This is a genomic window from Ruegeria sp. BB1 (assembly GCF_056539465.1).
Window position 1 is genome coordinate 516,439 of record NZ_JBQFVB010000001.1, and the last position, 22,216, is coordinate 538,654.

Here is a 22,216-nt window from a genome sequence, read left to right on the forward strand (position 1 = left end):
CAATCAGGGCAGCGCCACTAGGCGCAGGATTTCCGTTATCACGTCATCCGGTGTTTTGGCGCTTCCTTGCGCCTCAAAGCTAAGCGTGATGCGGTGGCGGAACACGTCGTGGGCAACGGCGCGAATATCCGCGGGGTCCACATAATCGCGTTCATTCATCCAGGCATGCGCGCGTCCGCACTTGTCCAGCGCAAGCGAGGCACGTGGGCTGGCACCAATTTCAATCCAACTGGCCAGTTCATCGCTGAACTTCTCGGGTGTGCGGGTCGCCTGCACCAAATCAGCCATGTATCGATCCATTGCGTCGGACACATGAATTTGCCCTATCTCGAGCCGTGCCTGAAAAACGGCGTCTTGCGGGATCGGGGTTCGGGTCTTTCTGAATACGCCGGTCCCGGCGGCGACTTCTTCACCGCGCACCAGCCGTATAACCTCTACCTCGTCTTCGACCGGGGGGTAGGTGATCTGAACGTGCATAAGGAACCGATCCATCTGCGCTTCGGGCAGGGGATAAGTGCCCTCTTGCTCAATCGGGTTTTGCGTAGCCATCACGATGAACAAAGGCTCCATTTTGTGTGTGGTGCCTGAAACGGTGACTTGCCGTTCCTCCATCGCCTCCAACAGCGCGGCTTGGACTTTGGCAGGCGCGCGGTTGATTTCATCGGCCAGCACGATGTTGGCAAAGATCGGGCCAGGATCGAACCGGAACGTGCCGCCGTCACTGGTTTGTTGGAATACTTCGGTGCCGGTTACGTCGGATGGCAGCAGATCTGGTGTGAATTGTATCCGGCTGAAATCTGCATCAAGATTGCGCGCCATGGCTTTGACCGCACGAGTTTTTGCCAGACCCGGCAGACCTTCGATCAATAGGTTTCCGTTCGCCAGCAATCCAATTAGCAGCCGGTCAATTACCTCGACTTGCCCGATAATTGACTTGCCCATGCGAGCTTTGAGATCATTTATCTGATTAAGTGCATTCATTTACTTGGTCCAATCGTGGCCAGATGTCAGAAAAAGACATACCAGGGCTGCGCCGAAGCGGAATGGTCAGGAATATTTAATAATGATCGAAGGTTAGCAGCGTTATCGCCACCAATCCACTATGAAATCCGGGCCGCTAATTGTTGCAGGTCGTTCTGCAATTCGGGGCGAATATCGCCGTAGTTCGGCGTGTCGCACAAGGTTTCGAACCAGTGTCGCGGAGGGCGTTTGCCAGCCGCGCGGCTCCAGGTCAGGTCACCCAGCACCGATCGCGCTGTGGCATTCAGTGTCTCGGGTATGTCGATCTTGTTCAGGGTCGCCCAAACGCCGCTCCACAGCCGTGCGACGGACCAGGGGTTATATCCCCCACCGCCCAGGACCAACAGTCGGGGCGCCATATCGCGCAGGTTGGCAACGGTGCGCCAGTGGGCGTTGTTTGACAACGTCAGACGCGACAGCGGGTCCTCGGTCACGGCATCCGCGCCGCATTGCATTACGATGGCCTGTGGTCGAAATGATGCGGTCGCGGGTAGGATAAGTTGATCAAGAATGGCATCGAATTCGTCATCATTGAGGTTTCGCCCAACTGGAAGATTGAACGCGGCCCCACCTGCATCGTCGGTCAAAGTTCCGCTGAACGGCCAACGCCGCGCTTCGTGAACCGAGATCATGCGAACCTTAGTTGAACCGTGAAAGGCGGCCTCGACCCCGTCGCAATGATGCGCATCGATATCAACATAGACGATCCGGTCGAGGCCGTTCTTCAGCAAGGTCAGGATCGCCAAAACCGGGTCGTTCAGATAACAAAACCCGTTGGCGCGGTTCGGCAGGCCGTGATGCGTGCCGCCGGCCGGGCTGTAGACGATGCCTCCATCACGGACCAGCTCTGCACCCAACATTGATCCACCAGCGGCGGTGGCGGGACGTCTGTACATCTCGGTGAATACTGGGTTCGACAATGTGCCCAGCGCGTATTTCGCCCGCGTTTCATCCGATACGGCCTGATCCCGCTCAGCCTGTTGCAACGCTTCGATATAATCGGGTGTATGAAATGCGTGAAGTGCAGCAGGTTTTGCGCACGGGCTGACGCGATAGTTCGAACTCGTCAACCACCCTAGCGCCCGGCACAGATCCATGACGGTAGACACGCGCGGAATGGCCAGCGGGTGTTTTGAACCATAGGTCGAGCTGCGATAGATCTCGGATCCGATGAACAGGGGCGCAGGCATCGTCTAGCTAGCGACACCATGGCGGATGTCTTCCCCCAGCCTTCCGTCCAGAGACATCAGGATCGCAATCGGACGCAGGGCCGGAATATGGCTAAAGACAATCAGGATGCAAACGGTGAGCGGCACGCTGAGGAACGCCCCGATCAAACCCCAAATCGTGGTCCAGAACATCAGCGCCAGAATGACCAGAAAGGTGGACATATTCAGCGAACGTCCCAGCAGTGCGGGGTCTAGAAAGTTGCCGATCAGGAATTGAAGCGTGCCGCAGCCCAAGATGATCATCAGGAATGGTCCGATGCTTTCAAACTGCACTAACGCGATCAGGGATGGGAAGATCACCGCGATGATCGAGCCGATAGACGGGATGAAGTTCAGGGCGAAGGTCAGGACGGCCCAGGTCTCGGCGAATTCCAGTCCAAGTATCTTGAAGACTGAGTAGCTGATGCTTGCTGTGATCAGGCTGATCAGTGTTTTCACACCGACATAGCGTTGCAGGCTGAACGAAATCGCATCCAGAATGGCAGCGAATTCGATACCTGTTTTGGGATCGCCCGCGGCCAGTTGGATCTTTTTGCGAAAGGCCAATCGTTCGGCCATCAGGAAGGCGACATATAGGCTGATCAGGAAAAACTGGTTCAGCAGGGATGTAGCGCTGCCCAACAGAACGCGCGCGATATAAGACATGTCGATGTTGATCAGGTTGTCGCGGATAAATGTGGTCACGTCATTGCCAACCCAACCGGTGACGCGGTTGACCGTCTCGTCGAATTGGTTTTCGTAAGTGCCGATCGTGCGGGCGAATTGGGTGGCCTGACTGCCCAAAATATACATGATCACGAACAACCCGGCCAAAACGACGGTGACACCGGCCACATTGGCCAACCACACCGGCATGCGGGTCAGGGCGATGATCCGGTCGCTCAGTGCGATGATCAGAACATTGACCAGCAAGGCCATTGTCAGCGGGATCAGAAACGCGGAACCAGCGTATAGCCCCAGCACCAGCAGCGTTGCCACAATCGACACGTCGCGCACAACGGAAAGCTTCAGCTTTGTCGGTGTTGTGGTTTCGTCATTGTCCAGTGTCATAGCTTGGCCTGTCTCGGGAACTGTCCTTAGCGCGCATAGCGATCCTGCACAGCAGAGCCGGATTATGCAATGCGTCCAAACCTTTGTCTGAGATTATTTGGGTAGATCGCGGGATTGCCGGTTCTTTGGGTGCCACAGGCAGGTTAGGCTTTGGGAATGAACGCGCGTGTGATTCCTTATTTGAGCCGACCGGTTCGGGCACTTTGGGTGGCTATTGTCCGCTTTGACGCCAAGAACGGCTTCGTCATGAGCAGCCATGTCGCCATGTCTCTAATGTTGGCGCTTTTTCCGTTTGCCCTGTTTACCGTGGCTTTGGCAGGTTCACTGTCACAGGATTACGTCACTGACGAATTGATCGAGCTGATTTTTGGTGCCTGGCCAAAAGATGTGGCCGGGCCGATTGTGGCTGAACTGCGCTCGGTCCTGACGGAATCTGGTTCAGGGGTAATCACTTTGGGCGGTTTGCTGGCGGTGTTTTTTGCCTCAAACGGGGTATTGGCCGTGCGCAAGGCCATGAATCAAGCCTATCACGACCACGACAGCTGGCCGTTTTGGAAAACGCGGCTGTTGTGTCTGGTGCTGGTGATTGTTGGTGGTCTTACAATCATGATCATAGCGGCGGTCGAAGTGGTTCTGCCAGTCTATACGCAGTTGGTGTCCGAGAAGACGGATGTGAACGTGTCCGATTGGTTGTCGGTGGATCGTCTGCGCTGGACTTTCACGGTAGCCGTTCCCGCAGGTGTTGTTGTCCTGGCACATCTGGTCTTGCCAACGGGACGGCACAAGCTGCGCCAGATTCTGCCGGGCGTTGTGCTGACGCTTGCCCTTTGGGCTGCGGGAGGTTGGGGGTTTTCGGTTTATATCGCGCAATTCGCCTCGTACAGCGCCACCTACGCAGGTCTGGCCGGGGCGATGGCCGCGCTGATCTTTCTGTATCTGTGTGCCGCGATGCTGATCCTGGGTGCCGAATATAACGGGGCGTTGATGGATATGCAGGATGAGCTGGACGGGCAAGCGGCATGAGGGCGGCAGTATTCCTTTTCGGGGTGCTGGCACCGGTTTACGCATTTGCTCAATCGCCCGAGTATGTCGGCTCGGACCAATGTATCGCGTGCCACAAGGCTGAGGCCGAGGCCTGGTCTGCATCCCATCACGCTTTGGCCTGGACCAAGGTAGAAGACGGGCACGTCGCGGCTGATTTTGACGGAACGCGGTATGATCATGACGACATGTCTGTCGAGTTCAGCCAGACAGGCGATATGGTGCAAGCCCGTGTGACCGAAAAGGATGGCACTACAACCCTTTACGATCTGCATTCGGTGGTCGGTATTGAACCGTTGCAGCAATACCTGTTCGAAACCGAGTCCGGTCGTTTGCAGAGTTTCGATGTGGTTTGGGATACGGACGAACAACGCTGGTATCACCTCTATCCCGATCAGGACCTTCCCCCGGATGATGGTCTGCACTGGACCGGGCCGTATAAGAACTGGAACGCTCGTTGCGCTGAATGCCACGCTACAGGGTTTGAAAAGAATTACGATGGGCAGACCCGCAATTACAGCTCAGTTCAGGTTGAGATTGGGGTCGGGTGCGAGGCCTGCCATGGCCCATCCTCGGCCCATATCGACTGGACGCAAGGAGATAACATCAGCGCTGATCTGAGCGCGTTTGGGTTCACCATGGATTGGGGAAAAGGCCAGACTGAGGCGGAAATCCAGCAATGCGCCGGTTGTCATTCCCGGCGTGAAGCACACGGCGATGGAAACCCGGTGCCGGGAACGCCCTATCATGACGCTTATAACCTGTCGGTGCTACGCCCAGGCCTCTATCACCCTGACGGCCAGATTTTGGACGAGGTCTACGTCTACGGTTCATTCCTGCAGTCCAAGATGTATGCGCAGGGCGTCGGTTGTATGAATTGCCACGACCCGCACAGCGCCGAGCTGAAGGCCGAGGGAAATGGCGTGTGTACCCAGTGCCATTCCCCGGCGGGAAATCCAGTTTTCCCGACCCTGACGGCCAAAGATTACGATACACCGGCGCATCATCATCACCCGGACGACAGCGCAGGCGCCCAGTGCGTATCCTGTCATATGATCGAGCGGGTATATATGGGTGTCGATTGGCGACGCGATCACAGCTTTCGCATCCCGCGCCCTGATCTGGGGTTGGGGCAGGACGCCTGTACCGATTGCCACCAATCCGAAGATCAAGCCTGGGCCGCGGGACAAATCCAAGGGTGGTTTCCTGACTCCACCCAACGTCGTGAGCATTTCGGGACGACGTTTCAGGTGGCTCTGACCGGGCAGGCTGACGGGCCAGAGGCTTTGCTGGAAATAGCGACTGACCCAAACATGGCTGGCATCGTGCGCGCCACGGCGGCGTATCTATTGCAGCCCTTCGCCTCGCCCGAGGTTGCGGCAAAAACGGCACCATTGTTGTCGGACACTAACCCCTTAGTGCGCGCCAACGCAGCAGCGTTGCAACGTGAGGCAGCGCTGCCGGACCGGGTAGGGCGGTTGGAACCGTTGCTTTCTGACCCGATGCGCAACGTGCGTATTTCGGCAGCCAAAGAGTTCCTGAACATTCCGGCTCAGGCGCTGACGTCGGAGCAGCAAACACAAGTGGCGCAGAGCATGGCCGAATGGCAGGGTGCAATCGGGAACCGGCTGGATTTCCCTGAAACCCATCTTGTTTTGGGTGGAATGGCGTTGACGTTCCGCAACGCACCTGCGGCTGAGCTAGCCTTTCGCGAAGTTGTCACCCTGGACCCACAGCGTGCCGAGGCCTGGCCGATGTTGGTGCAGTTGGCGCAGATTAATCGCGGGCCACAGGCCGCGCGCACCGTACTGCAAGAGGGGCTAGACATACTGCCCGAAGATCCGGGATTGCTGCAGCTCAAGGCTCAGCTGACCCCGTAATCCGGCATGGCGTGGCCCGGATTTTGCCACGTTCCCGACTAATTATTGGGTTAACCATGGGTCTAGGTAGAAACGCCGCCAGACCCCGAGGTGACCCATGTCTGACAAACCGGTTCACACATCGCAGCTGCAAAATCCTTTGTCCCTGGGCCAGAGGATCGCTGATCTGCAGGCGAGAAAGCCAGAATACATCAACCATGGCGAAGCCCTGCTGTTGCAAAGCACAGCTGCCGCGTCGCTGCGCGAGCAATTCCTGACCGGTGATCGAAGCTGGCTTGATGATTAAGTCAGCCGCGGAATCCCGTGGCGACAACAAATTTCTCGGAACTGTCAGACCGTGACGCAGGGGGCTTTACGTTTGCCACCTTTTCGAACTTTTGCTTCAACAGCTTTTGCAGATCGCCCTCGGCCCCCCCGGCCAGAACCTTGGCGACAAACGTGCCGCCTTCTTCCAGCACGTCGAAGGCAAAATAGGCCGCGGTTTCGCACAGGGCCATGATCCGTAGGTGATCGGTTTGCTTGTGCCCGGACGACGACGCCGCCATATCGGACATCACGACATCTGCCTTGCCACCCAGCCATGCTTTGACCTTTTCGTCGGCATCGTCTTCCATGAAGTCCAGCACATGCGCCTCGGCACCTGCAACCGGTTCAACCTCTTGTAAGTCGACGCCCAGAACGGTTCCAATCCGTTTGCCAGATCGCTCGCCCAGCGCATTGACGCGTTTAACGGCTACCTGCAGCCAGCCACCGGGCGCACAACCCAGATCGACCACGCGCGCACCGGGAACGAGAAAGCGGAACTTGTCATCCAGTTCCAAAATCTTATAGGCCGCACGTCCGCGATAGCCATCCGCTTGCGCGCGCTTCACATACGGGTCGTTCAACTGCCGCTCAAGCCAACGGGTCGAGCTGAGCTTGCGCCCGCGCGCAGTCTTGACCTTGACCTTCAGGTCGCGCTGTCCGCGGCCCGAGTTGTTTTTGCCACTTGGTGTCTTCGCCATTAGAACGGTCCGTCTTCCAATACACCGTCCGCACTCATCTGCGCATAAAGCAGGCCTTCGCGCAGCCCACGATCCGCCACGGAAAGGCGGTCAGTGGGCCAGCAGCGAAGCAATGCCTGCAAAATGGCTGAGCCGGACATGATCAGGGCCTGCCGGTCATCGCCGATACGCGGATCTCGCCGCCGCCCCAGTGGGCCGAGTTCTAAGTATCCCCGTATGACTTTGTCAATCTGATCGCTGGTCATGCGCAAACCGTCCACTTTGGTCCGGTCATAACGCTTTAGCCCCAGATGCGAGGCGGCCACGGTCGTTACCGTGCCGCTAGTACCGACAATCTGAAACCCTTCGCGGGCCTGTTCGTCCTTGTAAGGGGCAAAATCGGCCAGGTTTTCTTCAAAAAACCAGCTCATCAGCGCGAAACGAGCCGAGTCGTCTTCGACATCATTGAACTGGTCACGCAGAGTGGCCACCCCCAACGGAACGCTGATCCAATCCACCACTTTTGCTGCCGGGAAAGGGCTATCGGCTGTATGAAACCCGTGGTGCAGCCGCATAATCGCCGCCGGACGATCCCGACGCGGTACGGAAGAGACGTCGATCCACACCAACTCGGTCGAACCGCCGCCGATATCTACGACCAATAGCTGTTCGGTCTTGGTCGACACTAGCGGCGCGCACGAGATCACGGCCAGGCGGGCCTCTTCCTCGGGCTGGATGATTTCCAGATTCAGGCCAGTCTCGCGTTTTACCTGCCGGATGAAGTCGCGAGAATTCTTGGCGCGCCGACAGGCCTCGGTCGCGACCAGGCGCATCCGTTTGACCTTGTTTCGCTTCAGTTTCTGCTGACAGATGCGCAGTGCCTGAATGGTGCGCGCCATCGACGACCGAGACAGCCGTCCGGTCCGTTCCAGCCCCGCGCCCAGTTGCACGGATTTGGAAAAGCTGTCTACCACATGAAACCCGCTACCCTTGGGTTGGGCTATCAACATGCGGCAGCTATTTGTTCCCAGATCCAGCGCCGCATATAACGCATCTGGATCGGGTCTTGCCGGCGCGGGGCTTTCGACCGCCTTGGGGAACGCGCCCGCACCTTTGGGACGCTTGGGCGCCATCTTCAACGCCCTCCGATTTTCGAGTTACCCCGACCATAGGTCGGCCAAATGTTTCGTGCAAGACGCTCATTAAAGTGATGAGTATTTTGATGTGCGCATTTGCGCGAGAATTGAGTACAAGCGCCGTATCCTGTGGGGGACAAAAACGTCGTTTGAAAGACTGCTTGTGTCGAAAATCGACCGACTTTGACCCATATAGAAGTCTAGAACCGATCCATCTGGTTAGGAGGAATCAACGGCAATGCCTGACGTCACCATCGTATACTGGCGCGATATTCCCGCCCAAGTCATCGTCGGCAAAGGCCGTCGTGGCGCAAAGCGGCAGTTGGAGGAGCGGTTCGAACAAGCCATCGACCGGGCTGCGATGAAAGTGAACGCCAAGGACAGCGATGCCTATCTGGCCGAGTGGCGCAAGGCCGAACCCTTTGCTGTCGAGGGCGACCCGTCCGAGATTGCCGAGGCCGAGGCCGTGCGTTTGGAAACGGAATACGATCAGGACCGCATCAAGGCTCTGATCGCCAATGACGGTTGGGCATGAGCCCAAAATCTATATGGGAGGCCGCAATGGCTTTGCTGAACTTCAAGAAACGTGATGCGGTCGAAAACGGCCCTGTGAATCCGACCGTCGAAGCCTTTTTGCAAGGCTATTCGATCGAGGTGATGCCGCGCACCGCCGAAAAAGTCGAAGATTTCCGCGCGCTGTTGCCCGAAGGCACCCGCGTTTACATCGCCCATATTGAGGGCACGCCCATCGAAGATATGGTCAAGACCGCCAAGCGGATCGCCGACGAAGGTTATCCGGTGATGCCCCATTTCCCGGCGCGGATCATCAAGGATGCCGCCACGCTGGAAAACTGGATCTCGATGTATCAGGGCGAAGCGGGCGTTGATCAAGCGCTGTTGCTGGCCGGTGGTGTCGCCAATCCGCACGGTGATTTCGACAGCTCGATGCAACTGCTGGAATCCGGCCTGTTCGACAAGGCAGGCTTCAAGCGTCTGCACGTGGCGGGCCACCCCGAGGGCAACAAGGACATCGACCCGGACGGCTCGACCAAGAATGTCGACGACGCGCTGCGTTGGAAGCAGAAATTCTCGGAAACCACCGATGCGGAAATGGCTCTGGCAACCCAGTTTGCTTTCGATGCTAAGCCGATCATCGCATGGGCCGACAGCCTGAAAGAAGCGGGCATCGATCTGCCGATCCATATCGGCATCGCGGGCCCGGCCAAGCTGCAGACCTTGATCAAATTCGCCATCGCCTGCGGTGTTGGCCCGTCGCTGAAGGTTCTGCAAAAACGCGCTATGGATGTCTCGAAGCTCTTGCTGCCGTATGAACCGACCGATGTTGTGACTGAGCTGGCCAACCACAAAGCGACCAACCCGGATTTCAACATCACCAACGTACACTTCTTCCCGCTTGGTGGCATCAAGACCAACGCCAACTGGGCGATCAATAACGGCGGCGCTTCGGCAAAGCCTGCAAACGCTTAAGGAACGGACATGACCCGTACAGTCGTAGAATCAAAAACAAAAACAGCCGTCCTGGGATTTGACGAACCGTTTTGCGTCATCGGTGAGCGGATCAACCCGACCGGTCGTAAAAAGCTGGCTGCAGAGCTGGAAGCGGGCGATTTCTCAACCGTTGAGAAAGACGCCATCGCACAGGTCGCCGCAGGGGCCACCGTGTTGGATATCAACGCAGGCGTTGTCTACAACTCGAACCCCAACCCGAACGAGACCGAGCCGCCGCTGATGCGCAAGATTGTCGAGCTGGTACAGGGGCTGGTCGATGTGCCGCTGTGCGTTGACTCCTCAGTACCCGGCGCTTTGGAAGCGGGTTTGGAAGCCGCGGAAGGTCGTCCACTGCTGAACTCGGTCACGGGCGAAGAAGAGCGGTTGGAAATGGTTCTGCCGCTGGTCAAAAAGTACAACGTTCCAGTCGTTGCGATCTCGAACGACGACACCGGTATTTCCGAAGATCCCGATGTGCGGTTCGAGGTTGCCAAAAAGATCGTCGAGCGTGCCGCTGATTTCGGCATCCCGGCCCATGACATCGTCGTTGACCCGCTGGTTATGCCCATCGGTGCGATGGCAACCGCAGGCCAGCAGGTGTTCGCTCTGGTCCGTCGCCTGCGCGAGGAACTGGGCGTGAACACCACTTGCGGTGCGTCCAACATCTCGTTCGGTCTGCCGAACCGTCACGGCATCAATAACGCGTTCCTGCCGATGGCAATGGGCGCTGGCATGACCTCGGCGATTATGAACCCGGTCGCCTTGCCGGTGACGCAGAAAAAGATTGCCGAGAAGAAAGAGGCCGTCACAGCCGCTGGCATCATCTTGCCCGAAGGCATGGATGACGAGGCTTTCGTCCAGATGTTTGGCCTGGGTTCGACCAAGCCGCGCGCTGGCAAGGAAATGGAGGCCATTCGTGCCGCCAACCTGCTGACCAATAACGACCCGCATGGCGGTGAGTGGATCAGATTCAACAAAGCGCCGGACGAAGCTGGGGCCGCAGGCGCCGCTGGCGGCCGTCGCGGCGGTGGTCGTCGTCGCCGCGCGTCCTGAACCGGACACCAAATACAATGAAAAGGCTGGGCCTCGCGCCCGGCCTTTTTCGTTCTTGATACCAATCAAGGCTAAGGCGAGGTTGGCGGGTCAGACTGACTGGGACAGATGACGAAGGACCAGCGCAATCATGACCCGACATCACCCCCCAAAGCTCGCCGACGCGGACTTGAACCTGAAATTGGGAAAGCAGAGCTATTTCAAGAAACTGGCCGAGTTGCAGGCGCAGTTGGCGCTGATCCAACAGGCGTTTCTGTTTCACGGAACCAAGGGCGTGCTGGTCTTTGAAGGATGGGACGCGGCAGGCAAGGGCGGCACGATCCGACGGATCAGTCAGGCTCTGGATCCACGCAGTTTCAAAGTGTGGCCGATTGGGGCACCCCGGAACTATTATCTGAACCGTCACTACCTGTTGCGGTTTTGGGAGAGGTTGCCACCTCAAGGCGCGATCTCTGCCTTTGATCGCAGTTGGTATGGCCGGGTGCTGGTCGAACGGATCGAGAAGTTCACCCCGGAAGAGCGCTGGCGCGCAGCCTATCGCGAGATCAACGATTTCGAACGCATGCTGGTGGATGACGGCACCCGCATCGTAAAGCTGTTCTTTCACATTTCTCAGCAACAACAGATGGAGCGGTTCACCGAACGCCTACGCAACCCAATGAAGAGGTGGAAACTGACCTATGAGGACTTTCGCAACCGCGAACGATGGGCCGAAGCAGAAGTTGCCGTAGATGAAATGTTGGCCCGTACCTCAACCGATGTCGCGCCATGGTATGTGATCCCTGCCAACAACAAGAAATATGCAAGAATCAAAGCAATGCAGGCAATTGTTGACGCGTTTTCGAAAGATATCGACCTGAACCCGCAGCATCTGGATCAGCGCACGCTGGATGCGGCATGCGAGGCGCTGGATGTGGATCAATCCCTGATCGACGACCTGCGTGCCCGGACCGAGTAAAATGGGAGCTGAGATGGAAAGACGCTTGCGGTTAATCAATCGCCGGTGCTATTCAGCGCCACGCGGCGGGTATGATGTAATGGTAGCCTGTCAGCTTCCCAAGCTGAACGCGCGGGTTCGATTCCCGCTACCCGCTCCAATTACTCAGATTTTCGCGCCTGAAACAGGTTGATCAAAGCCGGGATTTCGACCGTTTTTTCAGACGCATACGGTTGAAATGCCTTTGTAATTCCTTGCTGGATATTCAATACGTCCTCGGCATCCCCTTCAAAATAGGCGATCAGACGGGCCGCCGGACCGATACGTGTACACAAGGTTGCGCAATCCTCGATCGTTCCGCGAATGCGCAGTAAGACAGGTACTTGTTCGACACGAATATCGGTCAGGCCAGCCTGGTCCAGTAGGCCAGAGACCCGTTCGTGGTCATGAAAGGCCAATGGGCCGGGGGCGTTTCGATCCAATACAGGTGGGTTGCCCAGTCGGGCACATGCGATGCTATGCGGTGTCTTGAACCAGGGATTTCCGTCTAATGGTCCCCAGGCGGCAAAGGTCATCTGACCACCCGGCTTCAACGCACGTGCCATGTTGGCAAAGGCAGCGACCGTGTCTTCAAAAAACATCACCCCAAAACGCGAGATCATTGCGTCGCGATCTGCCTCGACAAACCGGTGGGTCTGGGCATCGGCATGTTGGAGGTCGATGTTTAACAACCCTTTTTCGATGGCCCGTTGCCCCGCGCGGTCCAGAAATGGCTGCGAGAAGTCCGCCGCCAGTACGTGACCGCTTTCGCCTACGGACTCTGCCGCCCTGACGCTGCTTGCACCGGTGCCGCAGCCGATATCCAGCACCCGCATGCCGGGTTGTAGCCCGGCTCGGTCTAGGACCAGATCAAGAACCGGGGCCAACATTTCATCCATCTGCTCTTCATAGGTGAGCCAATTGGCGCCAGAGGGAGAATTGCTCCAAAATTCGGCCTGTTCTTCGTTCGCTGCTTGCATGATCGCCTCCCTCAGGTGACGCGACTATGACCGGCGTCGGCGTCGGCGACCAGACTTTTCATCGGCCCCGCCACCCGAGTTGAAGGTAGGTGAGGGCAGGGTGACCACCTGCGACAGCTCCGGGAACGGATCGGTTTTGTGCGGGATGGCGTTTGCGGCGACGAAATGATCCTGGAATTTGGGTTCAATTGCGGTTTCAACCTTGGTGATCTCGCGCACGACGCGCTCGATCTCGGACCGGGCGGTGATGTTGCACAGCGCAATCCGCGCACCTGTGCCCGCCGCATTGCCCGCGCTTGAGACCTTGTCCAGCGGCGCGTCGGGGATCATGCCCAGAACCATCGCGTGTTTGGTCGAAATATGCGCACCGAAAGCTCCGGCCAGTACCACGCGATCCACTTTATCGACCTCCATGACATCCATCAGTAGGCGCGCACCGGCATAAAGCGCGGATTTGGCCAGCTGGATGGCACGGATATCGCCTTGGGTCACGGTTATGCGCGGGCCGCCCTCGGCGCTGGCGTCATGGATCAGGTAGGCGTGGGTGCGGCCTTCGGGCACGCAGCGCGTGGTGCCAGTTTGCTCGGCCGACCCGATTAGACCGCTTTCATCCAGCAACCCGGCGATGCGCATTTCAGCGACCGCCTCGATGATGCCCGAACCACAGATGCCGGTGATACCGGTGGTGGCAACGTCCTGATCAAAGCCATCTTCGTCAGACCATTTCTCGGAACCAATAATGCGGAAGCGGGGTTCCTTGGTAACGGGGTCGATCTCGATCCTTTCAATGGCTCCGGGGGCGGCCCTTTGGCCGGAACTGATCTGCGCGCCCTCGAATGCAGGACCCGTGGGCGAGGAACAAGCCAGAACGCGGCTGGTGTTGCCCAGCAGAATTTCGGCGTTGGTGCCGACATCGACGATCAGAACGAGGTCTTCGGATTTTCCGGGCTCCTCGGACAGGGCAACGGCGGCACAGTCGGCGCCGACATGACCCGCGATGCAGGGCAGGATATAGACCTGCGCGCGTGGGTTCATTTTCGTCAGGTCCATCTCACGCGCGGGCAGGGACATGCTTTCCGACGTGGCCAGAGCAAACGGCGCCTGACCAAGTTCAACCGGGTCCAGCCCCAGCAGTAGATGGTGCATGACCGGGTTGCAGACGAATACGGTTTCGACGATCAGGTCGGCATCAATCCCAGCTTCATCCGCAATCGAGGTGGACAGGTCATTGATCGCCTCGCGCACGGCTTTTGTCATTTCCTGATCGCCGCCGGGGTTCATCATCGAATATGAAACGCGGCTCATCAGATCTTCGCCAAAGCGGATCTGTGGATTCATCAGGCCCGAGGATGCCTTGACCTCACCTGTTTCCAGATCGGTCAGGTGGGCGGCAATGGTGGTTGAGCCAAGGTCAATAGCCAGCCCATACAACCCGCTTTCATGGAGGCCGGGCCAGATTTCAACGACCTTCGCGACCGAATCCTTGTGCCCTTTGTGAACAGCAACGGTAACTTCCCATTTACCTTTGCGCAGAACCGGCTGCAGCTTGGACATCAGCGACAGATCGGCTGTGACGGCATCGATGTGCCACTGTTCGCGCAAGGCACGCTCCAGCCGCTCCAGATCGCCGGTGGGTGAGTGCATATCGGGCTCTTCCACCACCACAAAATACAGCCGGGTTGCCGGGTCCATGGTGATGGCGCGCGCGGTGGCAGCCTTGCGGACGACCTGCCGGTGTACCTGGCTTTCAGGTGGTACGTCGATCACGATGTCGCCCTGAACCGTCGCCTGACAGCCCAGACGGCGACCGGTTTTCAACCCGCGCTTGTCGTCGTAACGCTGTTCGACCGCGTTCCATTCGCTCAGCGCGTCATCGGATACAGTCACGCCGTGCTTGGGAAACTCTCCATAGCTGGGCGTGATCTGGCATTTTGAACAGATCCCGCGCCCGCCACAGACCGAATCCAGGTCGACGCCCAACTGCCGGGCAGCGGTCAGAACCGGGGTGCCGACGGGGAAATGCCCGCGTTTGCCCGAGGGGGTAAAGACAACAAGGGGATCGGTGGTCATATCTGGCCTGCCTTTTTGTATTCGCGCGTTTGCCGGCAAGATATGGGTTTGTGCGCAAAGGGAAAGGGCATTCCGCGGCACGTTTTGGATAATGAACGTCGTTTTTTACTGTGGTAGCGGCTTGCGGGGGAAAACTAGTTTAGGTCAGGGGCTTTTCCTTGGGATGAATCCATGTAATAGGGTCACCGCCAAACGGGCTTTTGCATGAGGTTAGTAGATGCAGATTCGTGAGGCACTTACCTTTGACGACGTACTCTTGGTTCCGGGGGCATCGACGGTGCTGCCTGCGACGGCGGACACGACCACGCGCGTGACCCGTGAGATTACCATGAACATCCCGCTGCTCAGCTCGGCCATGGACACGGTGACCGAGGCGCGCATGGCCATTGCCATGGCGCAGGCCGGTGGCATTGGCGTTATTCATAAGAACCTGACAACCGAAGAACAGGCCCGCGAAGTGCGGCGGGTCAAGCGGTTTGAGTCCGGCATTGTGTATAATCCGGTGACCCTGCGCGCGGATCAGACGCTGGCAGATGCGCAGGCGCTGGTGCAGCGTTACAACTTTACTGGCTTTCCGGTGATTGATGACCAAGGTCGCGTCGTTGGTATCGTGACAAACCGTGACATGCGTTTTGCGACCTCGGATGATACGCCGATCAAGGCGATGATGACCTCGGACAATCTGGCGATGCTGAAAGAGCCCGCCGATCTGGAAGAGGCCAAAAGCCTGATGCGAGCCCGTCGGATCGAAAAGCTGCTGGTGGTCGATGGCGAGGGCAAGCTGACCGGCCTGCTGACGTTGAAGGACACCGAACAAGCGGTGCTGAATCCAACGGCCTGCAAGGACCGCCTGGGCCGTTTGCGTGTGGCTGCGGCGACCTCGGTCGGGGATGCCGGGTTTGAACGGTCTGAGCAACTGGTGGATTCCGGTGTCGACATCATCGTGGTCGATACCGCGCATGGTCATTCCCAAGGCGTTCTGGACGCGGTGAAGCGTGTCAAGACGCTGTCAAATGAGGTTCAGATCATTGCGGGTAACGTGGCAACGGGTGAAGCGACCAAGGCACTTATCGATGCCGGCGCGGATGCGATCAAGGTTGGTATCGGGCCTGGGTCGATCTGCACCACGCGGATGGTTGCGGGGGTCGGGGTGCCTCAGCTGACAGCGATCATGGATTGCGCTTCGGCCGCCGGAGATGTTCCGGTGATTGCGGATGGTGGCATCAAATTCTCGGGCGATTTCGCCAAGGCGATTGCGGCGGGCGCATCCTGTGCGATGGTCGGCTCGATGATCGCGGGCACCGATGAAAGCCCGGGAGAAGTGATCCTGTATCAGGGCCGTTCATTCAAATCCTATCGCGGCATGGGTAGCCTGGGCGCGATGGCGCGCGGCTCGGCAGATCGGTATTTCCAGAAGGATGCGGCCAACGACAAACTGGTGCCCGAAGGGATCGAAGGGCAGGTGCCTTACAAAGGGTCGGCCAGCGCGGTGGTCCACCAATTGGTTGGCGGTTTGCGCGCGGCGATGGGCTATACCGGTTGTGCGACAGTTGAAGAAATGCGCAAGAACTGCAATTTCGTCAAAATCACTGGTGCAGGCCTGAAAGAAAGCCACGTGCATGACGTGCAGATCACCCGTGAAAGCCCGAACTACCGGGTGATGTAATTGTATCCAATGCGTAATGCGGCGTCCGGATCAGGGCGCCGTTTTGCATTTTCAGCGCATCTTTACGCGCCAAGACAACAGCATCGGAAAACACTATGACCCCGGCCGCTCGTATTCAGGCATCGATTGAAATCCTTGACCAGATTCTGTCGGGTATGCCCGTCGAGAAGTCTCTGACCAACTGGGCGCGACGCAGCCGGTTTGCCGGGTCCAAGGATCGTGCTGCGGTTCGTGATCATGTGTTTGATGCGTTGCGGTGTCAGCGGTCCTATGCGGCGCTGGGTGGTGCTGACACTGGCCGAGGTTTGATGATCGGTGCGCTTCGCGCCTCTGGCGAACGGCCGGAGGATTTGTTCACAGGCGCCCGTCACGCGCCCGCGGTTTTATCTGAGTGTGAGGTCAGGCGTGATTTTCATTCGGATGCCGAGTCTTTGGACATTCCCGAATGGCTCTGGCCCAGATTTCAGTCCTCACTGGGAGATCAGGCAGTTGCCGTCGCGCGGGCGCTGCAACACCGCGCGCCGGTGCATCTGCGGGTTAATCTGGTCAAAACGGATGTAGCTTTCGCAAGCAAATCGCTAGCGGCTGAAGACATAACAGCCGCCCCGCATCCAACTTGCGAAACAGCCTTGGAAGTGACCCAAGGCGCGCGCAAGATCGCCCAAAGCCGGACCTATGCAATGGGGTTGGTCGAACTTCAGGATGCCGCCAGTCAGGCCGTTGTGGCCGCTTTGAATCTGCGCCCGGGGATGCGGGTTCTGGACTATTGCGCAGGTGGGGGTGGTAAGTCGTTGGCCCTGGCCGCGCATCAGGGGGTCGAGGTGTTTGCCCATGATGTAAACGCAGGCCGGATGCGCGACCTGCCTGCGCGCGCGGAACGTGCGGGGGTGCGGATTCAGATCGTGTCCACGGATAAACTCGAACAGCAAAAGCCGTTTGATGTCATTCTCGCGGATGCGCCATGTTCGGGCAGCGGGTCGTGGCGACGTGCGCCTGCGGGCAAGTGGGCGCTAACCGAAAGTCGCTTGCAGGAGCTTACCGGAATTCAATCGACCATTCTGGATAAGTTATCGACAATGGTCGCGCCGGGCGGTGTCTTGGCCTATGCGACGTGTTCTATGTTGGAGGATGAAAACGGCGCTGTCGTCGCCTCCTTTCTGCGCGCCAATCCAGAGTGGTCCGAGGCGTTTCGCAAAACGTGGCTTGTTTCGCACGGAGCTGATGGTTTCTTCACTGCACACTTGACGCGATAGTGCGTCAGGTCATAGCAACTTTAGGTAGAGTATCCGGTTTCGCTTAATCGGACATTAACCTTATTTGGGCTGACTACGCCAAAGCCCATCGACTTGAGTTGTTTATGACTGACACTACGGAAGTATTCGCCGATCCGTCTGACCACAAAACCCCATCCGGCCTGCGGCTTGCCTCTTTGGTTGTCATCGGTGCGCTTCTAAGCCTGACGCCGGTTTTAGGGCTGTTGCCCGACGTTTGGCATACAGGCTTCATGGTTGCGGGCGTATCCCTCCTGGCCGCTTCGTTTCTGGTGGTTCTTCGGGGGAAGATCACGGACTATTTGGCGCAGCAGGCGGTGAAAACCATGGCCGTTTTTGCAGAGCAAGATCTGTTTCCCTGCGTGATTGCGAATGCCCAAGGCGAAATTCTGGCCGCCAACCCCGAGGCACGCGCGCAGTTTCAGGCCTTTGCAGGCAGTCGGTTAGAGCAATGCCTGAAATCCCTGTTCGCGAACCCTCCGGCTATTTTGCTTCGACTGCAGTCATCGGCTGAAATTTATGGCAAAGCCCGCGAAGACATTGTGACCGTTGGGTCAACGATCCCGGTTTCAGTGTTCAACGTTGGTCAGGGTCGGTTTTGCTGGCGTTTTCATCTGGATACGCCTGGACAGTGGGACGAGGTCAACATCCCGGTCCTGACCGAGGGGCGCAACGGCACTTTGCTGCGGGTGAATGACGCAGCGGCGCATATGCTGGGGCAGAGGCCGGACGCGCTGAACGAAGTGCTCACGAGCGATTCTCTTACGCAGGGTGAAATTGTACAGGTTCAGACAACAAGGGGTGCGGTTTCAGCCATTGTATGCGAACTCGGCTGGTCCGGCACTGTGCGAAACCTGCTCGTGTTGCCTGTGGCGCAGGACCGGCAAGCCAGCAGTGGTACATCCTTTGCCGATTTGCCAGTGCCGATCATGCGCCTTGCCCCCGATGGTCGTATTCTCGAGGCGAACCGGCTGGCGGTAAAGTTGATCGGCGATATCGAGCCCGACGAAACCAATGTCGATCAGATTATGCAAGGGCTGGGGCATCCAATCTTGGATTGGTTGGGGCGGACCGCCGCACAAGAACCCACGATGCGGTCCGAGTTTCTGCGTCTGACCCGCCAGGACAAAGAGATTTTTGTTCAGGTCACCTTAAACCGTGTGGTGAACAACGGGCAGGTCTGCCTGATTGCGGTGTTGAATGACGCTACTGAACTCAAAACGCTTGAGGCACAGTTCGTGCAGGGTCAGAAAATGCAGGCGGTGGGCCAGTTGGCCGGTGGCGTTGCCCATGATTTCAACAATTTGCTGACAGCCATTTCCGGGCATTGCGACCTGCTGCTTTTGCGGCACGACCAAAATGACCCGAACTACGGCGATCTGGTTCAGATCAACCAGAATGCCAACAGGGCTGCGGCTCTGGTCAGTCAGCTGCTGGCGTTTTCGCGCAAACAAACCTTGCAGCCCGAGGTGCTGGACCTGCGCGATACGATCTCGGATCTGATCCACCTGCTGAACCGGTTGGTGGGCGAAAAAGTGCGTCTGATACTCAGCCATGATCCGGTTCTGAAACCCGTCCGGGCGGACAAAAGACAGCTAGAGCAGGTGCTGATGAACCTAGTTGTGAACGCGCGCGACGCCATGCCGGATGGCGGCGAGATTCGGATTGAGACCGAGGTGGTCGTGCTGAGCCAACCCTTCACACGCGACCGTGCCACGGTTCAGCCGGGGGAATACGTGACCGTCAAGGTAATCGACAGCGGCACTGGTATCCCGGCAGACAAGCTGCAAAAGGTATTTGAGCCGTTCTATACGACCAAGCGCACTGGCGAAGGTACGGGGTTGGGCTTGTCCACGGTCTATGGAATCGTCAAGCAAACGGGCGGGTTCATTTTTGTCGACAGCCTTCCGGGACATGGAACTGAATTCATTGTCTACCTTCCGGTGTCCGCCGCGCCTCAGGAAGTTCAGCAAGAGGTGTTGCCCGCGGTCGAAACGCAAAGCGCTCGGCAGGGTGAGGGTGTTGTGCTGTTGGTTGAAGACGAGGCCCCGGTGCGTGCCTTTGCAACACGCGCATTAAGGTTGAAGGGCTATACCGTTCTTGAGGCCGAGTCGGCAGAAGAGGCACTGCGCTTGCTTGAGGACGGGGCGTTGAATGTCGATGTTTTTGTCACCGATGTGGTCATGCCCGGGATGGATGGGCCAACCTGGGTGCGTCAGGCGATGAAAACGCGTCCGGATGTACGGGTGATCTTCATGTCTGGCTATACCGAAGGGGCCTTTGGTGATTCCGGGCCGGAAATCGCGCATTCGGCCTTCTTGCCGAAACCATTCTCATTGAATGAGCTGACCGAAGCGGTGTTTCAACAGATTAACTGACCAAATCAAAGTGCAGCGTCGTGGCATATGAACTCGGCGTCGTGGCGTTTTCGAAATTTTCGCTCGGTTTCAGGTGACAGGGCAAGCTCACGTCGGGGTGAGACATTTTCCTGCTGCAGGTTAATCTGCATGTTCAGACGATCCTGAAGGAAGTTTAAAATCTTATCCTGATTTTCGTATTTGAAGACATGGCTTGCACCAAAACCGTTGCTTCGGGTGCGGAAAAACTGACTTTGGCTGCCGACATCCGCGAAATCGGGGCGCGGAGATTTCATATAGGCCTGCACAAAATCGTCAAAGGATATGTCACGAGTTGAATGTGGATGCCCGACCCGGCCATCGCGGCTGCGGAAACGGTACCAACTGCCCAGCCAGTCGATCGGTTCGCGTACGACGGCCATGATCTCCATTTCGGTGTCGTACATTTTCCGAAAAATGTTCTGAAAAAAGCGGTCATAGCGCCGTACAGGAGCGTGTTTCAGATCCGGTGGACCGGTTACGACAAAATCGGCGCGCTCGCGCAGGGCTGAATGATAGGCCGTGCTGCCGGTCTTTGGAACAGCCAGAAACGCAAGGCGTTCCTTATAGAAAACAAGCATTTATTTGCCTTTTGCCGATCTTTGTTACGGGTGCAGATTGGCGTAAACGACTCTTTAACACAATTGCCCAACAGTAAGTATTGTAAGTTTTAGTTGAAATGTTCTCTTTTTGGTCCCATAAGGAACAAGAGGCGAACAAAGCAGCGATTGCCGCCCGTTCAAGGGTGTGACAAAAGGGAAGGCGACAGGACAATGGCGGATCTTCTGACGATGAGCGACAAGAAAAACGCAGACAAGCAAAAGGCGCTCGACAGCGCGCTGGCCCAGATCGAACGCCAGTTCGGCAAGGGCTCGATCATGAAGCTGGGCGAGGATTCCAAGCAGGACATCGAGGCCAGCTCGACCGGCTCTCTGGGTCTGGATATTGCTCTGGGGATTGGCGGCCTACCGATGGGTCGGATCGTTGAAATTTACGGGCCAGAAAGCTCTGGTAAGACGACGCTGACGTTGCACTGCATTGCCGAACAGCAAAAGCGTGGTGGTGTTTGCGCCTTTGTTGACGCGGAACATGCGCTGGACCCACAATATGCGCGAAAGCTGGGCGTCGACCTGGATGAGTTGCTGATCTCACAGCCCGACACCGGCGAACAGGCGCTAGAGATTACCGATACGTTGGTGCGCTCGGGTGCGGTGAACATGGTTGTCGTCGACTCTGTTGCGGCTTTGACGCCGAAATCCGAGTTGGAAGGCGACATGGGCGACAGCAATGTCGGCGTTCAGGCCCGTTTGATGAGCCAGGCGATGCGCAAACTGACCGGTTCGATCAGCCGCTCGAACTGCATGGTAATCTTCATCAACCAGATTCGGATGAAAATCGGCGTGATGTTCGGCAGCCCGGAAACCACGACCGGTGGTAACGCGCTAAAATTCTACAGCTCGGTCCGCCTGGACATCCGCCGCATCGGTGCAATCAAGGATCGCGATGAGGTTGTGGGCAACCAGACCCGCGTCAAAGTGGTCAAGAACAAGGTGGCGCCGCCATTCAAGCAGGTGGAATTCGACATCATGTATGGCGAAGGCATCAGCAAGATGGGCGAACTGCTGGATCTGGGCGTCAAGGCCGGCGTGGTCGAAAAATCGGGCTCGTGGTTCAGCTATGGCGACGAACGGATCGGGCAGGGGCGAGAGAATGCCAAGCAATACCTGCGCGATAACAGCCGCGCCGCGCTTGAGATTGAAGACAAGATTCGCGCAGCACACGGTCTGGATTTCGAAATGCCGCCCGGCGCGACTGAGGATGATGATATCCTCGAGGCATAAACGCTCGCTGACGGGAACGGAAAAAATTCCGCGTCACACAGCCAGTGCTTAGAAAATCCGAAACAAGGCGGTCCATCGGGGTCGCCTTGTTTCGTTCTGCGAGTCCAACGCTGTG

Annotated in this window: 19 protein-coding genes and 1 tRNA gene; 12 read left to right on the forward strand and 8 right to left on the reverse strand. The window is 57.6% G+C overall.

Annotated elements, in window-relative coordinates; translation table 11 throughout:
- Positions 1-3: 3 nt before the first annotated feature.
- The 3 genes from ACR0AL_RS02625 to ACR0AL_RS02635 form a co-directional block, all read right to left on the reverse strand.
- Entirely contained in the window at positions 4-981 is a 978-nt protein-coding gene (locus tag ACR0AL_RS02625) for an AAA family ATPase (RefSeq protein ID WP_170375422.1), read from the reverse strand.
- A 119-nt stretch (positions 982-1,100) separates the two neighbouring features.
- On the reverse strand, positions 1,101-2,210 hold the full coding sequence (locus tag ACR0AL_RS02630; protein WP_480661866.1) for an acetoin utilization protein AcuC: 1,110 nt from the start codon (positions 2,208-2,210) through the stop codon (positions 1,101-1,103).
- Between the two features lie 3 nt (positions 2,211-2,213).
- A complete protein-coding gene (locus ACR0AL_RS02635) occupies positions 2,214-3,299 on the reverse strand; it encodes an AI-2E family transporter (protein ID WP_170348779.1) in 1,086 nt (361 codons plus the stop codon).
- Between the two features lie 156 nt (positions 3,300-3,455).
- Between ACR0AL_RS02635 and ACR0AL_RS02640 the strand changes: the two genes are divergently transcribed.
- The 3 genes from ACR0AL_RS02640 to ACR0AL_RS02650 all read left to right on the forward strand — a co-directional run bounded on the left by ACR0AL_RS02640 (position 3,456) and on the right by ACR0AL_RS02650 (position 6,506).
- Positions 3,456-4,322, forward strand: a complete 867-nt coding sequence (locus ACR0AL_RS02640) for a YihY/virulence factor BrkB family protein (RefSeq protein ID WP_170505797.1) — start codon at positions 3,456-3,458, stop codon at positions 4,320-4,322.
- Entirely contained in the window at positions 4,319-6,220 is a 1,902-nt protein-coding gene (locus ACR0AL_RS02645; RefSeq protein ID WP_480661868.1) for a multiheme c-type cytochrome, read from the forward strand. Before ACR0AL_RS02640 ends, ACR0AL_RS02645 begins: the two co-directional genes overlap by 4 nt.
- 97 nt (positions 6,221-6,317) lie before the next feature.
- On the forward strand, positions 6,318-6,506 hold the full coding sequence (locus tag ACR0AL_RS02650) for a hypothetical protein (protein WP_170505803.1): 189 nt from the start codon (positions 6,318-6,320) through the stop codon (positions 6,504-6,506).
- A 1-nt stretch (position 6,507) separates the two neighbouring features.
- Here the strand turns inward: ACR0AL_RS02650 and ACR0AL_RS02655 are convergent, their stop codons facing one another.
- Positions 6,508-7,224 (reverse strand): RlmE family RNA methyltransferase, encoded by a 717-nt coding sequence (locus ACR0AL_RS02655; protein WP_170358560.1) that lies wholly within the window; start codon positions 7,222-7,224, stop codon positions 6,508-6,510.
- The gene (locus ACR0AL_RS02660) at positions 7,224-8,336 is read right to left on the reverse strand and encodes a Ppx/GppA phosphatase family protein (protein ID WP_170348774.1); all 1,113 of its coding nucleotides are present in this window, start codon (positions 8,334-8,336) and stop codon (positions 7,224-7,226) included. Before ACR0AL_RS02660 ends, ACR0AL_RS02655 begins: the two co-directional genes overlap by 1 nt.
- A gap of 241 nt (positions 8,337-8,577) precedes the next feature.
- Here ACR0AL_RS02660 and ACR0AL_RS02665 point away from each other — a divergent pair, with 241 nt between their 5' ends.
- The 5 genes from ACR0AL_RS02665 (at position 8,578) to ACR0AL_RS02685 (ending at position 11,998) form a co-directional block, all read left to right on the forward strand.
- Entirely contained in the window at positions 8,578-8,874 is a 297-nt protein-coding gene (locus ACR0AL_RS02665) for a virulence factor (RefSeq protein WP_170324990.1), read from the forward strand.
- Between the two features lie 26 nt (positions 8,875-8,900).
- Positions 8,901-9,827: a methylenetetrahydrofolate reductase gene (locus ACR0AL_RS02670; protein ID WP_480661870.1), complete on the forward strand. Its 927-nt coding sequence runs from the start codon at positions 8,901-8,903 to the stop codon at positions 9,825-9,827.
- A 9-nt stretch (positions 9,828-9,836) separates the two neighbouring features.
- Positions 9,837-10,901, forward strand: a complete 1,065-nt coding sequence (locus ACR0AL_RS02675; protein ID WP_170348771.1) for a methyltetrahydrofolate cobalamin methyltransferase — start codon at positions 9,837-9,839, stop codon at positions 10,899-10,901.
- Positions 10,902-11,031: 130 nt separating this feature from the next.
- Positions 11,032-11,859, forward strand: a complete 828-nt coding sequence (locus ACR0AL_RS02680; RefSeq protein WP_480661872.1) for a polyphosphate kinase 2 family protein — start codon at positions 11,032-11,034, stop codon at positions 11,857-11,859.
- A 65-nt stretch (positions 11,860-11,924) separates the two neighbouring features.
- A tRNA-Gly gene (locus tag ACR0AL_RS02685) sits at positions 11,925-11,998 on the forward strand.
- Between the two features lies 1 nt (position 11,999).
- On the opposite strand, the gene ACR0AL_RS02690 is transcribed toward ACR0AL_RS02685, so the two are convergent.
- Together ACR0AL_RS02690 and ACR0AL_RS02695 are read right to left on the reverse strand one after the other, a co-directional pair.
- The gene (locus tag ACR0AL_RS02690; protein WP_480661874.1) at positions 12,000-12,857 is read right to left on the reverse strand and encodes a class I SAM-dependent methyltransferase; all 858 of its coding nucleotides are present in this window, start codon (positions 12,855-12,857) and stop codon (positions 12,000-12,002) included.
- A 24-nt stretch (positions 12,858-12,881) separates the two neighbouring features.
- The gene (locus ACR0AL_RS02695) at positions 12,882-14,927 is read right to left on the reverse strand and encodes an ASKHA domain-containing protein (RefSeq protein ID WP_480661876.1); all 2,046 of its coding nucleotides are present in this window, start codon (positions 14,925-14,927) and stop codon (positions 12,882-12,884) included.
- A gap of 217 nt (positions 14,928-15,144) precedes the next feature.
- On the opposite strand from ACR0AL_RS02695, the gene guaB reads away from it, so the two are divergent.
- The 3 genes from guaB (at position 15,145) to ACR0AL_RS02710 (ending at position 20,242) form a co-directional block, all read left to right on the forward strand.
- Positions 15,145-16,593 carry an IMP dehydrogenase gene (gene guaB / locus ACR0AL_RS02700; protein ID WP_170348767.1) on the forward strand — a complete coding sequence of 483 codons (1,449 nt, stop codon included), beginning with the start codon at positions 15,145-15,147 and terminating at the stop codon, positions 16,591-16,593.
- A 95-nt stretch (positions 16,594-16,688) separates the two neighbouring features.
- The gene (locus ACR0AL_RS02705) at positions 16,689-17,846 is read left to right on the forward strand and encodes an RsmB/NOP family class I SAM-dependent RNA methyltransferase (RefSeq protein ID WP_170348766.1); all 1,158 of its coding nucleotides are present in this window, start codon (positions 16,689-16,691) and stop codon (positions 17,844-17,846) included.
- A gap of 104 nt (positions 17,847-17,950) precedes the next feature.
- A complete protein-coding gene (locus ACR0AL_RS02710; RefSeq protein ID WP_170348765.1) occupies positions 17,951-20,242 on the forward strand; it encodes a hybrid sensor histidine kinase/response regulator in 2,292 nt (763 codons plus the stop codon).
- A gap of 5 nt (positions 20,243-20,247) precedes the next feature.
- Here the strand turns inward: ACR0AL_RS02710 and ACR0AL_RS02715 are convergent, their stop codons facing one another.
- A complete protein-coding gene (locus ACR0AL_RS02715) occupies positions 20,248-20,841 on the reverse strand; it encodes a sulfotransferase family 2 domain-containing protein (RefSeq protein WP_170348764.1) in 594 nt (197 codons plus the stop codon).
- A 192-nt stretch (positions 20,842-21,033) separates the two neighbouring features.
- On the opposite strand from ACR0AL_RS02715, the gene recA reads away from it, so the two are divergent.
- The gene (recA, locus tag ACR0AL_RS02720; protein WP_170348763.1) at positions 21,034-22,101 is read left to right on the forward strand and encodes a recombinase RecA; all 1,068 of its coding nucleotides are present in this window, start codon (positions 21,034-21,036) and stop codon (positions 22,099-22,101) included.
- The last annotated feature ends 115 nt before the right edge of the window (positions 22,102-22,216 follow it).

Coding starts and splice junctions, on each gene's coding strand:
- ACR0AL_RS02645 (WP_480661868.1), top strand. CDS start 4,319: ATGAGGGCGGCAGTATTCCTTTTCGGGGTGCTGGCACCGGTTTACGCA.
- recA (WP_170348763.1), top strand. CDS start 21,034: ATGGCGGATCTTCTGACGATGAGCGACAAGAAAAACGCAGACAAGCAA.
- ACR0AL_RS02710 (WP_170348765.1), top strand. CDS start 17,951: ATGACTGACACTACGGAAGTATTCGCCGATCCGTCTGACCACAAAACC.
- ACR0AL_RS02655 (WP_170358560.1), bottom strand. CDS start 7,224: ATGGCGAAGACACCAAGTGGCAAAAACAACTCGGGCCGCGGACAGCGC.
- ACR0AL_RS02680 (WP_480661872.1), top strand. CDS start 11,032: ATGACCCGACATCACCCCCCAAAGCTCGCCGACGCGGACTTGAACCTG.
- ACR0AL_RS02715 (WP_170348764.1), bottom strand. CDS start 20,841: ATGCTTGTTTTCTATAAGGAACGCCTTGCGTTTCTGGCTGTTCCAAAG.
- ACR0AL_RS02705 (WP_170348766.1), top strand. CDS start 16,689: ATGACCCCGGCCGCTCGTATTCAGGCATCGATTGAAATCCTTGACCAG.
- ACR0AL_RS02670 (WP_480661870.1), top strand. CDS start 8,901: ATGGCTTTGCTGAACTTCAAGAAACGTGATGCGGTCGAAAACGGCCCT.
- ACR0AL_RS02695 (WP_480661876.1), bottom strand. CDS start 14,927: ATGACCACCGATCCCCTTGTTGTCTTTACCCCCTCGGGCAAACGCGGG.
- ACR0AL_RS02650 (WP_170505803.1), top strand. CDS start 6,318: ATGTCTGACAAACCGGTTCACACATCGCAGCTGCAAAATCCTTTGTCC.
- guaB (WP_170348767.1), top strand. CDS start 15,145: ATGCAGATTCGTGAGGCACTTACCTTTGACGACGTACTCTTGGTTCCG.
- ACR0AL_RS02640 (WP_170505797.1), top strand. CDS start 3,456: ATGAACGCGCGTGTGATTCCTTATTTGAGCCGACCGGTTCGGGCACTT.
- ACR0AL_RS02690 (WP_480661874.1), bottom strand. CDS start 12,857: ATGCAAGCAGCGAACGAAGAACAGGCCGAATTTTGGAGCAATTCTCCC.
- ACR0AL_RS02635 (WP_170348779.1), bottom strand. CDS start 3,299: ATGACACTGGACAATGACGAAACCACAACACCGACAAAGCTGAAGCTT.
- ACR0AL_RS02625 (WP_170375422.1), bottom strand. CDS start 981: ATGAATGCACTTAATCAGATAAATGATCTCAAAGCTCGCATGGGCAAG.
- ACR0AL_RS02630 (WP_480661866.1), bottom strand. CDS start 2,210: ATGCCTGCGCCCCTGTTCATCGGATCCGAGATCTATCGCAGCTCGACC.
- ACR0AL_RS02665 (WP_170324990.1), top strand. CDS start 8,578: ATGCCTGACGTCACCATCGTATACTGGCGCGATATTCCCGCCCAAGTC.
- ACR0AL_RS02675 (WP_170348771.1), top strand. CDS start 9,837: ATGACCCGTACAGTCGTAGAATCAAAAACAAAAACAGCCGTCCTGGGA.
- ACR0AL_RS02660 (WP_170348774.1), bottom strand. CDS start 8,336: ATGGCGCCCAAGCGTCCCAAAGGTGCGGGCGCGTTCCCCAAGGCGGTC.